Below are 18,395 nucleotides of genomic sequence, written 5' to 3'. Positions count from 1 at the left end.
GCCTCACGCCCGGAAGATGTGCCGCCGGATGGCGGCCGCGTTGGAGAAGATACGGATTCCGAGCACCACGACGACGCCGGTGGACAACTGCGCGCCCACGCCCAGTTTGTCGCCCAGGAACACGATCAGGGCCGCCACGACGACGTTCGACAGGAACGACACGACGAAGACCTTGTCGTCGAAGATCCCGTCGAGCATCGCCCGCAGGCCGCCGAACACCGCGTCGAGGGCCGCCACCACGGCGATCGGAAGATAGGGCTCGACCACCGCCGGAACCTCGGGCCGGACGAACAGTCCGACCACAACTCCCACGACGAGGCCCAGTACGGCGATCACGATGTGCCCTTCTCTGTTCTCGGCTGTGCTGTACGTACGGTCACGCTCGGCGCTGCGGGCAGGCGGACGTCGTCCTGGGCGGAAATGCTGGTCCGGATCCCGAAGTTCTCCTGCAGGGCGTGCAGGTACAGACCGTCAGGGCTGTTCTGGAACCGGGTGCTCAGCCGCTGGCCGTCCCCCACCGCGAGCACCGTGTACGGCGGCACGAGCGGTCTGTTGTCGACCAGTATCGCGTCACCCGCCGCGCGGATCGCGGACAGGGCCGTCAGCCGCTGTCCGTTGATGGCGACCGCTTCGGCACCGGACTGCCAGAGTCCGTTGACGACCCGCTGCATGTCCCGGTCGCGCACCCGCCCGGTGTCCGAGAAGCCGGCGCTCTCGCGCGGCCCCCCGCCGCCCTGGTCGGCCTCCTTGGCGTCGTCGACGACCAGCTTCACTCCCGGGCCGTGCACCGCCGTGGCACCGGACAGCAGACCGACCAACTCGCCCTTGTCGCCGCCGTGTTTCTTCAGCGCCTCACGCTGGCGGTCGCTCACGTCGTTGCGGAGCGTGTCCACCTTGCGCTCGAGCTTGTCCGCGGCCGCCGTCTCCCGCTCGATACGGGCGATGAGCTCCTCGCGCTCCTTCGCCACGACCGGTGCCGCGACCCGCGCCTGCGCCGCCCCCACCGTCACCACGAGCGCCGCGAGGACGAGCCCCGCCGCGAGCCCGAGCTTGGCCCGCAGGGTGCGCGGCATACCTCCGCTGCCCTCGGCCTTCTTACGGGCCGCCGCCTCCGCGTATCCGTCGTCGAGGCTGTGGTCCATCACGTTCGTCAGCAGCGACATGGAGGCGTCAGGACGCCTGGGGCTCACGGGGCGTGAGGGGCTGCTCCGATCGGGGGGCTGCTGCGGCATGCCGCACATCGTCGCACGTGCCGGCCCCTACCTCCGAATGGCCCCACCGGCGTACCGGTCGGCGCCCGTGACAGGCGCCGACCGGCCCGTACGACGGCTCAGCGACCAGCGCTGTCCACGACGGCCGCCCACTCGTCGAGCAACTGCTGTGCCGACGCGTCGTCGGGCCCCTCGGCCCACAGATGGGTGACGGCCTCGGCCGGGTCGGGCAGCACCATCACCCAGCGCCCGTCCGCCTCGACGACCCGCACGCCGTCGGTCGTGTCGACGGACCGGTCGCCGGCCTCCTCGACGACCCGCCGCATCACGAGCCCCTTCACCGCCCACGGAGTCGCAAGGTCCCGCTTGAGCACGTGCGCCCGCGGGATCCGCGCATCGATCTGGCTCAAGGTCAGCTGCGTCCGCGCCACGAGACCGATCAGCCGGACAAAGGCGGCCGCGCCGTCGAAGACGGAGCTGAACTCCGGAATGATGAACCCGCCGCGACCGTCACCGCCGAAGATGGTCCCCTCGTCCCGCCCGACCCGCGTGAGGTCGTCGGGCGACGTGGTAGTCCACTCCACCTGCGTCCCGTGGTAAGCGGCCACCTGCTCGGCGATACGCGTCGTGGTCACCGGCAGCGCGACCCGGCCGCTGCGCCGCTCGGCGGCCACCAGGTCCAGCATGACCAGCAGAGCACGGTCGTCCTCGACGATGCGGCCCTTCTCGTCGACCAGCGACAGCCGCTCGCCGACCGGGTCGAACCGGACGCCGAACGCGGCTCGCGCGGACGCCACGATCTCACCGAGGCGCACGAGCCCGGACCGGCGCGCGTCCCGCGTCTCCGTCGGCCTGGACTCGTCGAGCCCCGGGTTGATCGTCAGCGAGTCGACACCGAGCCGTCCGAGCAGGCTGGGCAGTACCAGACCGGCGCTGCCGTTCGACGCGTCGACGACGACCTTGAGCCCCGCCTCGGCAATCCCCGTCGTATCGACATTCCGCAGCAGGGAACCGGTGTACGAGTCGAAGACGCTCGACGGGAAGTGCAGATCGCCGATCTCTCCGGGGAACGCCCGCCGGTACTCCTGTCGCGCGTACACCCGGTCGAGCTTGCGCTGACTGGCCTGCGAGAGATCCGCTCCCCGCTCGTCGAAGAACATGATGTCGACGGAGTCCGGCACGCCGGGCGTCGTACGGATCATGATCCCGCCGGCGCTGCCCCGCGCGGTCTGCTGCCGGGCGACGGGCAGCGGCACGTTCTCCAGGTCCCGCACGTCGATGGCGCTCGCCTGCAATGCGGAGATGACCGCCCGCTTCAACGCTCGCGCACCACGCGAGTGGTCACGGGCCGTGGTGACGGTGGAGCCCTTCTTGAGCGTCGTGGCATACGCCCCCGCGAGCCGCACGGCGAGCTCCGGGGTGATCTCCACGTTGATGATGCCGGAGACGCCGCGGGCGCCGAAGAGATGCGCCTGCCCCCTGGACTCCCAGATCACCGAGGTGTTGACGAAGGCACCGGCCTCGATGGTCTTGAACGGATAGACCCGGACGTTGCCCTGGATAATCGATTCCTCGCCGACGAGGCACTCATCGCCGATGACGGCGCCGTCCTCGACGCGGGCGGCCCGCATGATGTCGGTGTTTTTGCCGATGACACAGCCGCGGAGATTGCTGTGCTGCCCGATGTACACGTTGTCGTGGACGACGGCCTTGTGCAGAAAAGCCCCGCTCTTCACGACGACGTTCGAGCCGACCACGGTGTGCTCGCGCATCTCCACGTCGGCTTCGACCTTGGCGTAGTCGCCGATGTACAACGGACCACGGAGCACGGCGTCCGGATGGACCTCGGCACCTTCGGCGACCCACACTCCGGGCGAGATCTCGAATCCGTCGATCTCGACGTCGACCTTGCCTTCGAGCACGTCGGCCTGCGCCTTGACGTAGCTCTCGTGCGTCCCGACGTCCTCCCAGTAGCCCTCGGCGATATAGCCGTAGACCGGCTTGCCTTCCTTCATGAGCTGGGGGAAGACATCACCGGACCAGTCGACCGAGACATCGGCCTCGACATAGTCGAATACCTCGGGCTCCATGACGTAGATGCCCGTGTTCACCGTGTCGGAGAAAACCTGGCCCCAGGTGGGCTTCTCGAGGAAGCGCTCGACCTTGCCCTGTTCGTCGACGATGGTGATGCCGAATTCAAGAGGGTTGGGAACGCGGGTCAGGCAAACCGTGACGAGCGCGCCCTTTTCCTTGTGGAAATTGATGAGGTCGGTGAGGTCGAAATCGGTCAGAGCGTCACCGGAGATCACAACGAAAGCGTCGTCCTTGAGTGCTTCCTCTGCGTTCTTCACGCTGCCGGCTGTGCCGAGTGGCTTCTCCTCATTGGCATAGGTGAGCTCCATTCCGAGCTCTTCGCCGTCCCCGAAGTAGTTCCTGACGAGAGATGCCAGGAACTGCACGGTGACGACGGTCTCGGTGAGCCCATGCCGCTTGAGCAACCGCAGCACATGCTCCATGATCGGCCGGTTCACAACCGGCAGGAGCGGCTTGGGCATACTCGAGGTCATGGGGCGCAGGCGCGTGCCTTCGCCTCCAGCCATTACGACGGCCTTCATGTCGGAAGCGTCCTCCTTGAAGAGACGACTGTCTAGCCGACTTCGCCCGTCCGGATGGACCCGCAGATCTGAGACTGCGGACCGACCTGGCCTCGAATACCGCCATATGGAGAGCTCAATCGGCCGTGGAGTCCGCCCTGACCAGTCGGCGGACCTGCACTACGTAGAGGATCCCTGCCCACCAGTAGAGCGTTGTACCCCATCCCGCGAACGCCCATCCGAAAATGGCAGCGAGTGTGTTGATCCAGCCACTTCCGTCGCTGAGGAGCAACAGGGGGAACGCATACATGAGGTTGAACGTGGCGGCCTTGCCGAGGAAGTTCACCTGCGGCGGCGGATAGCCGTGACGGCGGAGGATACCCACCATCACCAGGAGAACCAGTTCCCGGGCAAGCAGTACGGCCGTCAACCAGATCGGCAGAATCTCGCGCCAGGTCAGTCCCACCAGCGTGGACAGAATGTAGAGCCGGTCGGCGGCAGGGTCGAGCAGCCGGCCGAGGTTGCTGATCTGATTCCAGCGCCGGGCGAGCTTCCCGTCGAGATAGTCGCTGACACCGCTGAGCATCAGGACCAGGAGGGCCCAGCCATCGCTCTTGGGCCCGCCGAACTCGGGCCTGAGGATGAGCCACAGGAACAGGGGTACGCCAAGGAGACGCGCCATGCTGAGGATGTTCGGGATGGTGAGCACCCGGTCCGTCTGGACACGGGTCTCCTGGACCTCCACCCGGGGGCCTCCTGTGGGGAAACGAGCCAACGATGCCCCCTGACCCTACCCTCAGCTCACATGAGGCCGTGCAGAGGGGTGCACAAGAATTGCCGCACAATGCTTGGCGTACAACGCAGAGAACCCCCGCAACAGGACTCTCATCCGTTACGGGGGTTTTCTTCAAAAATAGTTCGGCGGCGTCCTACTCTCCCACAGGGTCCCCCCTGCAGTACCATCGGCGCTGTGAGGCTTAGCTTCCGGGTTCGGAATGTAACCGGGCGTTTCCCTCACGCTATGACCACCGAAACACTATGAAACTGTCAACCGCACCACGCTCTGTGACAAACGTGGGGTTGTTCGTGGTTTCAGAACCAACACAGTGGACGCGAGCAACTGAGGACAAGCCCTCGGCCTATTAGTACCAGTCACCTCCACCCGTTACCGGGCTTCCAGATCTGGCCTATCAACCCAGTCGTCTACTGGGAGCCTTAACCCCTCAAGGGGGTGGGAATACTCATCTCGAAGCAGGCTTCCCGCTTAGATGCTTTCAGCGGTTATCCTTTCCGAACGTAGCCAACCAGCCATGCCCTTGGCAGGACAACTGGCACACCAGAGGTTCGTCCGTCCCGGTCCTCTCGTACTAGGGACAGCCCTTCTCAATATTCCTACGCGCACAGCGGATAGGGACCGAACTGTCTCACGACGTTCTAAACCCAGCTCGCGTACCGCTTTAATGGGCGAACAGCCCAACCCTTGGGACCGACTCCAGCCCCAGGATGCGACGAGCCGACATCGAGGTGCCAAACCATCCCGTCGATATGGACTCTTGGGGAAGATCAGCCTGTTATCCCCGGGGTACCTTTTATCCGTTGAGCGACGGCGCTTCCACAAGCCACCGCCGGATCACTAGTCCCGACTTTCGTCCCTGCTCGACCCGTCGGTCTCACAGTCAAGCTCCCTTGTGCACTTACACTCAACACCTGATTACCAACCAGGCTGAGGGAACCTTTGGGCGCCTCCGTTACTCTTTAGGAGGCAACCGCCCCAGTTAAACTACCCATCAGACACTGTCCCTGATCCGGATCACGGACCCAGGTTAGACATCCAGCACGACCAGAGTGGTATTTCAACGACGACTCCCCCTGAACTGGCGTCCAGAGTTCAAAGTCTCCCACCTATCCTACACAAGCCGAACCGAACACCAATATCAAACTGTAGTAAAGGTCCCGGGGTCTTTCCGTCCTGCTGCGCGAAACGAGCATCTTTACTCGTAGTGCAATTTCACCGGGCCTATGGTTGAGACAGTCGAGAAGTCGTTACGCCATTCGTGCAGGTCGGAACTTACCCGACAAGGAATTTCGCTACCTTAGGATGGTTATAGTTACCACCGCCGTTTACTGGCGCTTAAGTTCTCAGCTTCGCACACCCGAAAGTGCACTAACCGGTCCCCTTAACGTTCCAGCACCGGGCAGGCGTCAGTCCGTATACATCGCCTTACGGCTTCGCACGGACCTGTGTTTTTAGTAAACAGTCGCTTCTCGCTGGTCTCTGCGGCCACCCCCAGCTCATGAAGTAAATTCAATCACCGGTGATGGCCCCCTTCTCCCGAAGTTACGGGGGCATTTTGCCGAGTTCCTTAACCATAGTTCACCCGAACGCCTCGGTATTCTCTACCTGACCACCTGAGTCGGTTTAGGGTACGGGCCGCCATGAAACTCGCTAGAGGCTTTTCTCGACAGCATAGGATCATCCACTTCACCACAATCGGCTCGGCATCAGGTCTCAGGCACAAGCTGTCCGGATTTACCTAGACAGCGCCCTACACCCTTACCCCGGGACAACCACCGCCCGGGCTGGACTACCTTCCTGCGTCACCCCATCACTCACCTACTACAAGTCTGGTCCGTCGGCTCCACCACTTTCCTTTCCCCGAAGGGTCCGGAACGGCTTCACGGACTTAGCATCGCCTGATTCAATGTTTGACGCTTCACAGCGGGTACCGGAATATCAACCGGTTATCCATCGACTACGCCTGTCGGCCTCGCCTTAGGTCCCGACTTACCCTGGGCAGATCAGCTTGACCCAGGAACCCTTAGTCAATCGGCGCACACGTTTCTCACGTGTGTATCGCTACTCATGCCTGCATTCTCACTCGTGAACCGTCCACAACTCGCTTCCGCGGCTGCTTCACCCGGCACACGACGCTCCCCTACCCATCCCAGCGGGCGTTGGCCCTACATGCTGGAATGACACGACTTCGGCGGTACGCTTGAGCCCCGCTACATTGTCGGCGCGGAATCACTAGACCAGTGAGCTATTACGCACTCTTTCAAGGGTGGCTGCTTCTAAGCCAACCTCCTGGTTGTCTGTGCGACTCCACATCCTTTCCCACTTAGCGTACGCTTAGGGGCCTTAGTCGATGCTCTGGGCTGTTTCCCTCTCGACCATGGAGCTTATCCCCCACAGTCTCACTGCCGTGCTCTCACTTACCGGCATTCGGAGTTTGGCTAAGGTCAGTAACCCGGTAGGGCCCATCGCCTATCCAGTGCTCTACCTCCGGCAAGAAACACACGACGCTGCACCTAAATGCATTTCGGGGAGAACCAGCTATCACGGAGTTTGATTGGCCTTTCACCCCTAACCACAGGTCATCCCCCAGGTTTTCAACCCTGGTGGGTTCGGTCCTCCACGAAGTCTTACCTCCGCTTCAACCTGCCCATGGCTAGATCACTCCGCTTCGGGTCTTGAGCGCGCTACTGAATCGCCCTATTCGGACTCGCTTTCGCTACGGCTTCCCCACACGGGTTAACCTCGCAACGCACCGCAAACTCGCAGGCTCATTCTTCAAAAGGCACGCAGTCACGACTGCATGTGCAAGCACATACAGCGACGCTCCCACGGCTTGTAGGCACACGGTTTCAGGTACTATTTCACTCCGCTCCCGCGGTACTTTTCACCATTCCCTCACGGTACTATCCGCTATCGGTCACCAGGGAATATTTAGGCTTAGCGGGTGGTCCCGCCAGATTCACACGGGATTTCTCGGGCCCCGTGCTACTTGGGTGTCTCTCAAACGAGCCGCTGATGTTTCGACTACGGGGGTCTTACCCACTACGCCGGACCTTTCGCATGTCCTTCGCCTACATCAACGGTTTCTGACTCGTCTCACAGCCGGCAGACTGTGAAAGAGAGATCCCACAACCCCACATGCGCAACCCCTGCCGGGTATCACACGCATATGGTTTGGCCTCATCCAGTTTCGCTCGCCACTACTCCCGGAATCACGGTTGTTTTCTCTTCCTGCGGGTACTGAGATGTTTCACTTCCCCGCGTTCCCTCCACATACCCTATGTGTTCAGGTATGGGTGACAGCCCATGACGACTGCCGGGTTTCCCCATTCGGAAACCCCCGGATCAAAGCCTGGTTGACGGCTCCCCGGGGACTATCGTGGCCTCCCACGTCCTTCATCGGTTCCTGGTGCCAAGGCATCCACCGTGCGCCCTTAAAAACTTGGCCACAGATGCTCGCGTCCACTGTGCAGTTCTCAAACAACGACCAACCACCCATCACCCCGAACCAGCAGATTCGAGTGCACTGGGGTCGGCACTGAAGGCGACCGTTTCGGCCGTACCTTCAGACACCCAACAGCGTGCCCGACCCGGTTCCGCCCGGAGATCATGCTTTCCACGCTCCGAGGAGCAGTACTCACAGCCTCCGACCCGTGAACCCGGTCGAATAGTCAACGTTCCACCCTTGAGCGACCACCGTCGGACATTTGCCGACGAAATGGCTCTTGGACCACCAGACAATGCCTGGCAGCCAAAGTGCTCCTTAGAAAGGAGGTGATCCAGCCGCACCTTCCGGTACGGCTACCTTGTTACGACTTCGTCCCAATCGCCAGTCCCACCTTCGACAGCTCCCTCCCCACAAGGGGGTTGGGCCACCGGCTTCGGGTGTTACCGACTTTCGTGACGTGACGGGCGGTGTGTACAAGGCCCGGGAACGTATTCACCGCAGCAATGCTGATCTGCGATTACTAGCAACTCCGACTTCATGGGGTCGAGTTGCAGACCCCAATCCGAACTGAGACAGGCTTTTTGAGATTCGCTCCGCCTCGCGGCATCGCAGCTCATTGTACCTGCCATTGTAGCACGTGTGCAGCCCAAGACATAAGGGGCATGATGACTTGACGTCGTCCCCACCTTCCTCCGAGTTGACCCCGGCAGTCTCCTGTGAGTCCCCATCACCCCGAAGGGCATGCTGGCAACACAGAACAAGGGTTGCGCTCGTTGCGGGACTTAACCCAACATCTCACGACACGAGCTGACGACAGCCATGCACCACCTGTATACCGACCACAAGGGGGGCACCATCTCTGATGCTTTCCGGTATATGTCAAGCCTTGGTAAGGTTCTTCGCGTTGCGTCGAATTAAGCCACATGCTCCGCTGCTTGTGCGGGCCCCCGTCAATTCCTTTGAGTTTTAGCCTTGCGGCCGTACTCCCCAGGCGGGGAACTTAATGCGTTAGCTGCGGCACCGACGACGTGGAATGTCGCCAACACCTAGTTCCCACCGTTTACGGCGTGGACTACCAGGGTATCTAATCCTGTTCGCTCCCCACGCTTTCGCTCCTCAGCGTCAGTAATGGCCCAGAGATCCGCCTTCGCCACCGGTGTTCCTCCTGATATCTGCGCATTTCACCGCTACACCAGGAATTCCGATCTCCCCTACCACACTCTAGCCTGCCCGTATCGACTGCAGACCCGGGGTTAAGCCCCGGGCTTTCACAACCGACGTGACAAGCCGCCTACGAGCTCTTTACGCCCAATAATTCCGGACAACGCTTGCGCCCTACGTATTACCGCGGCTGCTGGCACGTAGTTAGCCGGCGCTTCTTCTGCAGGTACCGTCACTTTCGCTTCTTCCCTGCTGAAAGAGGTTTACAACCCGAAGGCCGTCATCCCTCACGCGGCGTCGCTGCATCAGGCTTTCGCCCATTGTGCAATATTCCCCACTGCTGCCTCCCGTAGGAGTCTGGGCCGTGTCTCAGTCCCAGTGTGGCCGGTCGCCCTCTCAGGCCGGCTACCCGTCGTCGCCTTGGTGAGCTTCTACCTCACCAACAAGCTGATAGGCCGCGGGCTCATCCTGCACCGCCGGAGCTTTCAACCCCCTCCCATGCGAGAGGGGGTGTTATCCGGTATTAGACCCCGTTTCCAGGGCTTGTCCCAGAGTGCAGGGCAGATTGCCCACGTGTTACTCACCCGTTCGCCACTAATCCACCCCGAAGGGCTTCATCGTTCGACTTGCATGTGTTAAGCACGCCGCCAGCGTTCGTCCTGAGCCAGGATCAAACTCTCCGTGAATGTTTCCGGGATATCCCGGTGAACACCACGAGAGCGGAACCGTCGGGAGGAATAATCCCCACGATTCACTGCGTCCTCGCTAGTGCGCCTCACCCCGGTGTGGGAGTGAGGACTTTTTCAAAGGAACCTCCAACCCACAATGTGGGCCGGGGTTGTCAATCTGGCGTTGACTTTTGGCACGCTGTTGAGTTCTCAAGGAACGGACGCTTCCTTTGTACTCACCCGAGAGACTCTCTCAGGCTTTCCTCCGGGCAGTTTCCCTTCGGTCTTGCGTTTCCGACTCTATCAGACTCTTTCGTGTCCGATTTCCTCGGTGCCTTTCAGGTTTCCGCTCCGGCCTTTCGGCTTTCCGCGTTTCCCTTTCCGGCGGTCCAAACACTATCAGTCATTTTCCGCTGCTCCGACCGTGAGCTCCTGCGGGCATGCAGAAGTCGATCAAAGCTAGGATCTGTCGTGATGGTTGCCGATGAGCCACCGGGCACTCGAAGGTGCCGCTTGGCCTCAAGCGGGAGTACGACAGTACATGGGGTGAAGGGCAGGCGCAAATCGTTTGCGTGCACCCTCTACGTCAGCCAACCGGTACCTCCCATGGGGAACCGGGACTTTTTATGACTTACGCTTCTGAAACGGTACGCCGTCCGGGACAGGCAGTGACGGTGACCATCAATCTCCACCCCTGGGAGGCTTGCCATGACCAGTGTGACGTCCCCGCTCGCCGGACGCGCCATTGGACTCACCGCCGTTCCTGACCCGGTCTTCTCCGGTGCGATGGTCGGTCCCGGCACCGCCATCGACCCGGTGCGTGAGCCCTCGGCTGCCGTCGCGCCCGTCGACGGCATCGTCGTCTCTCTCCACCCTCACGCCTATGTAGTAGTGGACGGGCAGGGTCACGGCGTCCTGACGCACCTGGGCATCGACACCGTGCAGCTCAACGGCGAGGGCTTCGAGCTGCTCGTCAACAAGGGCGACACCGTGCAGCGCGGTCAGGAGATGGTGCGCTGGGACCCGGCGGCCGTCGAAGCTGCCGGCAAGTCCCCCATCTGCCCGATCGTTGCCCTCGAGGCCACCGCCGAGTCCCTCTCCGAAGTGATCGAGGACGGCGACGTCAAGTCCGGCGACGCACTGTTCAGCTGGAAGTGACGCGGGCCGTCGCTGGCGGCATGCAGGTCAACCACCGCGGCGGCTGGGCCCGCCGCATTATCGGAGACGGTGAGATGGAGACAACGCTGCGAGGCGTCGGCGTGAGCCACGGTGTGGCGATCGGCGAGGTTCGGCACATGGGGACGGCGGTTCTCGAGCCGCCGGCCAAGCAGATTCCGACGGAGGACGCGGAGCGCGAGCAGGGGCGCGCCCGTCAGGCCGTGGAAGCTGTGGCGGCCGATCTGATTGCACGCGGCAATCTGGCCGGTGGCGAGGCACAGCACGTGCTCGAGGCCCAGGCCATGATGGCGCAGGACCCGGAGCTCATGGCCGATGTCGACCGCCGTATCGCGGTCGGCAGCACGGCGGAGCGTGCGGTGTACGACGCCTTCGCGTCTTATCGGGCGTTGCTGGCCGGAGCCGGTGAGTACCTCGCGGGTCGGGTCGCCGACCTGGACGACGTGCGGAACCGGATCGTGGCGCGGCTGCTCGGGGTGCCTATGCCGGGTGTCCCGGACAGCGACAAGCCTTACGTGCTGATCGCGCGGGACCTCGCGCCCGCGGACACGGCGCTGCTCGACCCGACGCTCGTCCTCGGTTTCGTCACCGAGGAGGGCGGGCCGACCAGTCACAGCGCGATTCTGGCGCGGGCGCTCGGAGTGCCGGCCGTGGTCGCGCTGCCCGGCGCGGGTGAGCTCGCCGAGGGCACGGTGATCGCTGTCGACGGCAGCACCGGCGACATCTTCGTCGACCCGAGTTCGGAGAAGCGGGCCGAGCTGGAGGCCGCTTCCGCCGCGCGGAAGGCCGCGCTGGCCGCGTCGTCCGGTCCGGGTGCGACGTCCGACGGTCACAAGGTCCCGCTGCTGGCCAACGTCGGCGGTCCGGCCGACGTGCCGGCCGCGGTCGAGGCCGGTGCCGAGGGTGTCGGTCTCTTCCGTACCGAGTTCCTCTTCCTTGACGACAGCAGCAGGGCTCCTTCCGAGGAGAAGCAGGTCGAGGCGTACCGGAAGGTTCTCGAGGCGTTCCCCGAGGGTCGCGTCGTGGTGCGCGTCCTCGACGCCGGTGCGGACAAGCCGCTGGACTTCCTGACGCCCGCCGACGAGCCGAACCCGGCTCTGGGTGTGCGTGGTCTGCGTTCCCTTCTCGAGCACCCCGAGGTTCTGCGTACGCAGCTGACCGCGCTGGCCAAGGCTGTTGAGGGGCTGCCGGTCTACCTCGAGGTCATGGCGCCGATGGTCGCCGACCGTGCCGACGCCAAGGCCTTCGCGGACGCGTGCCGTGAGGCGGGCCTCGAGGCGAAGTTCGGTGCGATGGTCGAGATTCCGTCGGCCGCTCTGCGGGCGCGTTCGATCCTTCAGGAGGTCGAGTTCCTTTCCTTGGGGACCAATGACCTCGCGCAGTACACGTTCGCCGCTGACCGGCAGGTCGGTGCGGTGTCCCGGCTTCAGGACCCGTGGCAGCCCGCGCTGCTCGACCTGGTCGCGCTGTCCGCGGACGCGGCGAGGGCCGAGGGCAAGAGCTGCGGTGTCTGCGGTGAGGCCGCGTCCGACCCGCTGCTCGCGTGCGTCCTGACCGGTCTGGGCGTCACCTCCCTTTCCATGGGTGCGGCGTCGATTCCTTACGTGCGGACGGCGCTCGGCAAGTACACGCTGGCTCAGTGCGAGCGTGCTGCCTCGGCCGCGCGCGCCGCGGACTCCGCCGAGGAGGCCCGCAAGGCCGCTCAGGCGGTGCTGTCCGGCGAGTAGCCGGAAGCCGGTTCGTTGTCGTGGGGCGCTTCACCTTCGTGGTGGAGCGCCCCACGGTCGTTTCAGTGGGTGTGCCCGCCCTCGGGGCCGGTGTCTCCGAGGTCGGGTGCCGCGCAGTAGTCGACGCCGGACTCGGGTGCGACGAGGTCGCCGGACTGGGCGTCGGTGCAGTAGGCGTCGAAGACTTCCGCCGCGGTGAGGGGGAGCAGGCGTTCGTCGCGCAGGCGCCAGCCCTGGACGCGGTCGTCCCTGTCCGGGGTGGTGGTGCGCATGACCAGGCCGCCCGGGCTTGCGGTGGCGAGGCCGAGGGCCAGGACCGTGGTGAACTCGAGCGCCTCCTTCTCGTCCAGTCGTGTGCCGTCCTCTGTGTAGCGGTCGACGTGGAGCACCGACAGCAGTGATTCGGTGTCGGTGGGGACGCTGCACACGAGGTGGTGGGCGCCGATGCCTGCCGTGTCGAGGACCCGCGTCAGCAGGAACGAGGCGCGGGCGAAGGCGTCCCTTCCGATGTCCCGGCCGCAGGCGCCGCACACTCCGATCCGGGCGAGGACGGACGAGGCGTACTCCCAAGTGGCCTGTCGGACGGCTTCGTCGACCAGGTGGGGCAGGAGGTCGGCCAGGGGCTGGCCTTCGTAGGGGACGGTGGCGCCCATGACAGCCAGCTCGGCGGTGAACCGGGTGCGGCTGGTGGGGGTGTCCGGTTCGAGGCCGCTCTCGGCGCAGAACTCCGCGTACTCCTCGGGGTCGAAGAGGGCGACGGTGGTGTGTCCGCCTTGGGCGGCGAGGGCTTGGAGGAGGGTCTCGACCTGCTGGAGGTACGTGCCGTGGTCGTCGAAGGCGAAGGTGCGGTAGCTCCGCATCGCCGTGAAGTCGCGTTCGTCGGCGAGGAGGCCGATGATGCCCGCGACTTCACGGCGCAGGACGCGTCGCATGCCGGCGTTCTGGGTGTGCGCCATGGTTCCCCCTGAGAGCTGTAGGTCAATGCTCACTCACAGTAATCGCGGGCACTGACAACGGCGGGGAACCGGGTTCGGTCAGGGGCGGTTGCGGGCGATGTCCTCGTAGAAACGCAGGAGTTCGACGCTGTCGACCGAGCCGAGGTTGACGGCCTTTTCCAGGGGTGTGCCTTGGAGGAGGCGCTTGACGGGGACCTCGATGCGCTTGCCGGTGAGGGTGTGCGGGACGCCGGGGGCTTCGATGATCTCGTCGGGGATGTGGCGCGGGGAGAGGCTGTCGCGGATGGTCTGCTTGATGCGGGCGCGGAGGTCGTCGTCGAGTGCGGCGCCCGGTGCGAGGTGGACGAACAGAGGCATCCAGTAGCCGCCGTCGGGCTGTTCGAGGCCGATGACGAGGGACTCGCGGATTTCGGGGAGGCGTTCGACGGCCTCGTAGATGTCGGCCGATCCCATACGGACGCCCTGGCGGTTCAGGGTGGAGTCCGAGCGGCCGTGGATCACGACCGAGCCGCGGGAGGTGAGGGTGATCCAGTCTCCGTGCCGCCAGACGCCGGGGTAGGTGTCGAAGTAACTGTCGTGGTAGCGGCTGCCGTCGGGGTCGTTCCAGAAGCGGATCGGCATCGAGGGCATGGGGTTGGTGACGACGAGTTCACCGACCTCGTCGATGAGCGGCTTGCCCTGTGGGTCCCAGGACTGGAGGTCCGTGCCGAGGCAGGGGGCCTGGAGTTCGCCGATGTGGACGGGCAGGGTCGGGACGGCTCCGGCGAAGCAGGAGCAGACGTCCGTGCCGCCGCTGACGGAGGCGATCCAGAGGTCTTCGCGTACCTCGTCGTGCAGCCAGCGGAAGCCGTCGGGCGGGAGGGGCGAGCCGGTCGTGGCAACGCACTTGACACGGGAGAGGTCGTGGTCGCGCGAGGGGTGGACGCCGGCCTTGCGGCAGGCCATGACGTAGGCGGCCGAGGTGCCGAAGAGGGTGGCTCCGGTGCGTTCGGCGACGGCCCATTGGGCACCGGTGTCGGGGTAGCCGGGGCTGCCGTCGTAGACGACGATCGTGGTGCCCGTGAGGAGGCCGGAGGCGAGGAAGTTCCACATCATCCAGCCGGTGGACGTGTACCAGAAGAAGCGGTCGCCGGGGCCGAGGTCGCAGTGCAGGCCGAGCTGTTTGAGGTGCTCGATCAGGATGCCGCCCTGGGACTGGACGATCGCCTTGGGGAGTCCGGTCGTGCCTGAGGAGTACAGGACCCACAGCGGGTGGTCGAAGGGGACGGCTTCGAAGACGGGCTCGGTGTCGGCTGAGGTGAGCTCCGACCACTCGAGGGCCCCTTCGGGGGCGTCCGTGCCGAGCAGCGGGATGTGGACGACCGCTCGGAGGGTGGGCAGTTCGGCGCGGAGTTCGCCGACCGTGTCGCGGCGGTCGTGCTCCTTGCCTCCGTAGCGGTAGCCGTCGACGGTGAACAGGACGACGGGTTCGACCTGCTGGAAGCGGTCGAGGACGCTGCGGGCGCCGAAGTCCGGGGCGCAGGACGTCCAGACGCCGCCGACGGCCGCGGTCGCGAGGAGGGCGACGACGGCCTCGGGGATGTTCGGCAGGTAGCCGCTGACCCGGTCGCCCGGGCGTACGCCGATGGCGCGCAGTTCGGCGGCGAGCGAGCCGACCTGGCGGCGCAGTTCGGCCCAGGTCACGGGGCGTGGTTCGTGTGTCTCGTCCACATGGAGGATGGCCGGGGTGTCCGCGCGCGCGGGGTCGGTGGCCGTGCGCAGGGCGTGTTCGGCGTAGTTCAGGGAGGCGCCGGGGAACCATTCGGCGCCGGGCATGGCGCGGTCGCCGAGCACGCGCGTGTACGGGGTGGTGAACCGGATGTCGAACCAGTCGGCGACGGCCTTCCAGAACGTGTCCAGTTCGGTCACCGACCAGCGGTGCAGTGCTTCGTAACCGCCGTCGGCGGGGGCTCCGTGGTGTTCGGACGCCCAGGCCTGGAAGCGCGTGATCTGCGCCTCGGCGATGAATTCCTCGTCGGGCTTCCAGAGCGGCGTCGGATTCGCGGCTGACGGCATGGGGCGGCTCCCGGATGTACGCGTGGTGTGCGTCGGTCCCGCGCACGGGCCGGTGTGTGCGCGTGACGCGGCTGACAGGGACGATGCCATGTGATCGACTTCCGCACCAGGTTGTGCCCCACATAGTCCGTGTCGTGAAGATGTGCTGCCACCACGGATGAACGGCAGTTGAACGACGCATCTTTGTGTGCCGCGCAATGACAGGGTGAACAGCATGAACGGTCGTGACCTGGTACGCGCGGTGAGGGCGGTCGGCTTGGTGGGTGCGGTCCAGGGTTTGCGGACGCTGCGGTCCTCGTGGCGCAGGAGGCGGACCGATGCGGTGGGTCTGCGGCGCAGAGGGCCGGAGCGGGCGCGGGTGCCGGGTCCGGTGACGGGGGCCGAGCCGGCGCCCGGTGGTGGCGTCGTCCGGTTCACGCGGTCCGGTCTGCGGATCACGGTGACGGTGACGGGTGCGGTCTTCTGGGGCTGGGACGGGGCGGACCCGGAGCCGTCGTACGCGCTGGCGGGTTCGTGTCCGCAGCCGGATCCGCGGGCTGTCCTGGAGCCGGACAAGGACGGCGGCTGGCGGGTGGTGGCGGAGCGGGTGACCGTCGTCGTGTCGCGGCACGGCGCTGTCTCCGTGTGCACTCCGGGCGGTGTGGTGCTGCGGCGGGATCTGCCGCCGCGCTGGTGGGAGCCCACGGACGGGGGCGAGGCGCGGTGGGTGCAGCGGTCCGAGGTCGCGGCCGACGCGCGGTTCTTCGGGTTGGGCGGCCGGGCCTCGGGGCCTCGGCTGCGGGACGGCGCGTACCGGCTGTGGAACACGGATCCGGGCGGTTCGTTCGGGCCGGCGGACGATCCGCTGTATCTGACCATGCCGGTGCAGATGGTGGTCGCCGACGCGGGCACCCATCTGGTGTTCCACGACAACTCGTGGGACGGCACGGTGACGCTTTCGGAGGGCGAGGAGGGGGCCGGTTCCGGGCATGACCGCGCCGGGACGTGCGAGGTCCGGATGGAGGGCGGTCCGCTGCGCTGCTGGGTCATGGTGGGTGCCCCCGCGCGCGTGCTGCGCGCGTGGGCGTCGCTGACCGGCGCGCCCGCGCTGCCGCCGGCCTGGGCGCTCGGGCATCAGCACGCGCGCTGGGGCTTCGGCGGGGGCAACGAGGTGCGGCGGATCGTCGCGGGCTACCGGGAGCGGGGGCTTCCGCTCGACGCGGTGCATCTGGACATCGATCATCTCGACGCGTTCCAGGTGTTCACGGTCGACCAGGAGACGTATCCGGGGCTCCCGCGGCTCGCCGAGGACCTTCGCCGGGACGGTGTGCGGCTGGTGTCGATCGTCGACCCCGCGATCAAGGCGGAGGCGGGGAACGCTGTGTACGACGCGGGAGCGTCCGCTGACGCCTTCGTGAAGGACGCGGGGGGGAAGCCGGTGCGCGGCGTGGTGTGGCCGGGTGAGTCCGTGTACCCCGACTTCACCGATCACGCCGTGCGCAAGTGGTGGGGCGGTCTGTACGAGGAGCGGCTCGCCCAGGGGTTCTCGGGGTTCTGGCACGACATGAACGAGCCGGCGTCGTTCGCCGCGTTCGGTGACCCGACGCTGCCCCGCTCGGCACGGCACTCCCTGGAGGGGCGGGGCGGCGACCATCGGGAGGCGCACAACGTGTACGGGCTGTGCATGGCGCGCGCCGGCCACGAGGGGCTGCGTGAACTGCGGCCCCAGGAGCGGCCGTTCCTGTTCTCTCGCTCGGGCTGGGCGGGGATGCAGCGCTACGGAGGGACGTGGTCGGGGGATGTTGCCACAGGGTGGCCCGGTTTGCGCGCGTCGTTGTCCCTGGTGATCGGGCTCGGGCTGTGCGGAGTGCCGTACTCGGGGCCGGACGTGGGCGGGTTCGACGGGGAGCCGTCTCCGGAGCTGTATCTGCGGTGGTTCCAGCTGGGTGCGTATCTGCCGCTGTTCCGTACGCATGCGGCGCTGCGGGCGGGGCGTCGGGAGCCGTGGGAGTTCGGTGACGAGGTGCTGGGGCACGCGCGCGTGGCGCTCGTCGAGCGCAGGCGGCTGCTGCCGTACTTCGTGACGCTGGCGCATCTCGCACGGCGTACGGGTGCTCCGTATGTGCGGCCTGTGTGGTGGAGTGCTCCGGAGGACAGGGCGCTGCGGGACTGCGAGGACGCGTTCTTGTTGGGTGACTCCTTGTTGGTGGCGCCGGTCCTGGAGCCGGGTGCGGACGGGCGGGCGGTGCGGCTGCCGTACGGGCGCTGGTACGACACGGAGAGCGGGCAGGCGCACGAGGGGCCCGGTCAGGTTCTGGTGGACGCGCCGTTGTCCCGTGTTCCCGTCTTCGCGCGCGCGGGCGCGGTGATCCCTGTGCGGGGTGACGACGGGGGGCTGTGCCTGGAGGTGTGGGCGCCGGCACGGGGGCGTACCGGCGGCGGTGTCGTCGTGCCCGACGTCGGTGACGGCTGGGAGACGCCGGACGTCCAGCGCTATACCTCGCGGTGGAGCGGCGGCAGTGTGGTGGTGGAGCGGCAGGACGAGGGAGGGCCGGCCGAGCCCGCGTACCCGGTGCGGATCCGCGGGCTCTGAGCGTTCAGAGGGCTGGGTGGTTCATGCGGCG

The 18,395-nt window shown here is 65.7% G+C and carries 9 protein-coding genes and 3 rRNA genes; 3 read left to right on the top strand and 9 right to left on the bottom strand.

Annotated elements, in window-relative coordinates; genetic code table 11:
- Positions 1–3 precede the first annotated feature (3 nt).
- The 7 genes from OHO83_RS36285 to OHO83_RS36255 all read right to left on the bottom strand — a co-directional run bounded on the left by OHO83_RS36285 (position 4) and on the right by OHO83_RS36255 (position 9,896).
- Positions 4–336, bottom strand: coding sequence for a small basic family protein (locus tag OHO83_RS36285; RefSeq protein WP_100597644.1), 333 nt, complete (start codon positions 334–336; stop codon positions 4–6).
- Complete coding sequence (locus tag OHO83_RS36280; protein ID WP_266668210.1) at positions 333–1,241, bottom strand: DUF881 domain-containing protein; 909 nt, start codon at positions 1,239–1,241, stop codon at positions 333–335. The genes OHO83_RS36285 and OHO83_RS36280 overlap by 4 nt, the downstream gene beginning before the upstream one ends.
- A gap of 89 nt (positions 1,242–1,330) precedes the next feature.
- Positions 1,331–3,826 (bottom strand): mannose-1-phosphate guanyltransferase, encoded by a 2,496-nt coding sequence (locus tag OHO83_RS36275; RefSeq protein WP_329436155.1) that lies wholly within the window; start codon positions 3,824–3,826, stop codon positions 1,331–1,333.
- A gap of 115 nt (positions 3,827–3,941) precedes the next feature.
- Complete coding sequence (locus OHO83_RS36270; protein ID WP_227293547.1) at positions 3,942–4,550, bottom strand: CDP-alcohol phosphatidyltransferase family protein; 609 nt, start codon at positions 4,548–4,550, stop codon at positions 3,942–3,944.
- A 171-nt stretch (positions 4,551–4,721) separates the two neighbouring features.
- A 5S ribosomal RNA gene (gene rrf, locus OHO83_RS36265) occupies positions 4,722–4,838 on the bottom strand.
- 89 nt (positions 4,839–4,927) lie between these two features.
- Positions 4,928–8,049: ribosomal RNA gene (locus tag OHO83_RS36260) — 23S ribosomal RNA — on the bottom strand.
- A gap of 319 nt (positions 8,050–8,368) precedes the next feature.
- Positions 8,369–9,896, bottom strand: a 16S ribosomal RNA gene (locus tag OHO83_RS36255).
- The 16S, 23S and 5S rRNA genes sit together here, the layout of an rRNA operon.
- Before the next feature lie 690 nt (positions 9,897–10,586).
- Between OHO83_RS36255 and OHO83_RS36250 the strand changes: the two genes are divergently transcribed.
- Positions 10,587–11,036 (top strand): PTS sugar transporter subunit IIA, encoded by a 450-nt coding sequence (locus OHO83_RS36250; protein WP_266668218.1) that lies wholly within the window; start codon positions 10,587–10,589, stop codon positions 11,034–11,036.
- 74 nt (positions 11,037–11,110) lie between these two features.
- Positions 11,111–12,781: a phosphoenolpyruvate--protein phosphotransferase gene (ptsP, locus tag OHO83_RS36245; RefSeq protein WP_329436154.1), complete on the top strand. Its 1,671-nt coding sequence runs from the start codon at positions 11,111–11,113 to the stop codon at positions 12,779–12,781.
- A 62-nt stretch (positions 12,782–12,843) separates the two neighbouring features.
- Here the strand turns inward: ptsP and OHO83_RS36240 are convergent, their stop codons facing one another.
- On the bottom strand, positions 12,844–13,737 hold the full coding sequence (locus OHO83_RS36240) for a hypothetical protein (protein ID WP_330280317.1): 894 nt from the start codon (positions 13,735–13,737) through the stop codon (positions 12,844–12,846).
- Positions 13,738–13,815: 78 nt separating this feature from the next.
- Entirely contained in the window at positions 13,816–15,792 is a 1,977-nt protein-coding gene (locus OHO83_RS36235) for an acetoacetate--CoA ligase (protein WP_266668221.1), read from the bottom strand.
- A gap of 214 nt (positions 15,793–16,006) precedes the next feature.
- Between OHO83_RS36235 and OHO83_RS36230 the strand changes: the two genes are divergently transcribed.
- Entirely contained in the window at positions 16,007–18,364 is a 2,358-nt protein-coding gene (locus OHO83_RS36230; protein WP_330280316.1) for a glycoside hydrolase family 31 protein, read from the top strand.
- Positions 18,365–18,395: the final 31 nt, after the last annotated feature.

It is taken from the genome of Streptomyces sp. NBC_00569 (genome assembly GCF_036345255.1).
GTDB lineage: Bacteria > Actinomycetota > Actinomycetes > Streptomycetales > Streptomycetaceae > Streptomyces.
Note: the sequence above shows the minus strand (reverse complement) of the source record. Positions and strands in the feature narration are given on the sequence as shown.

Coding starts and splice junctions, on each gene's coding strand:
- OHO83_RS36230 (WP_330280316.1), top strand. CDS start 16,007: ATGAACGGTCGTGACCTGGTACGCGCGGTGAGGGCGGTCGGCTTGGTG.
- ptsP (WP_329436154.1), top strand. CDS start 11,111: ATGGAGACAACGCTGCGAGGCGTCGGCGTGAGCCACGGTGTGGCGATC.
- OHO83_RS36280 (WP_266668210.1), bottom strand. CDS start 1,241: ATGTGCGGCATGCCGCAGCAGCCCCCCGATCGGAGCAGCCCCTCACGC.
- OHO83_RS36240 (WP_330280317.1), bottom strand. CDS start 13,737: ATGGCGCACACCCAGAACGCCGGCATGCGACGCGTCCTGCGCCGTGAA.
- OHO83_RS36275 (WP_329436155.1), bottom strand. CDS start 3,826: ATGAAGGCCGTCGTAATGGCTGGAGGCGAAGGCACGCGCCTGCGCCCC.
- OHO83_RS36235 (WP_266668221.1), bottom strand. CDS start 15,792: ATGCCGTCAGCCGCGAATCCGACGCCGCTCTGGAAGCCCGACGAGGAA.
- OHO83_RS36250 (WP_266668218.1), top strand. CDS start 10,587: ATGACCAGTGTGACGTCCCCGCTCGCCGGACGCGCCATTGGACTCACC.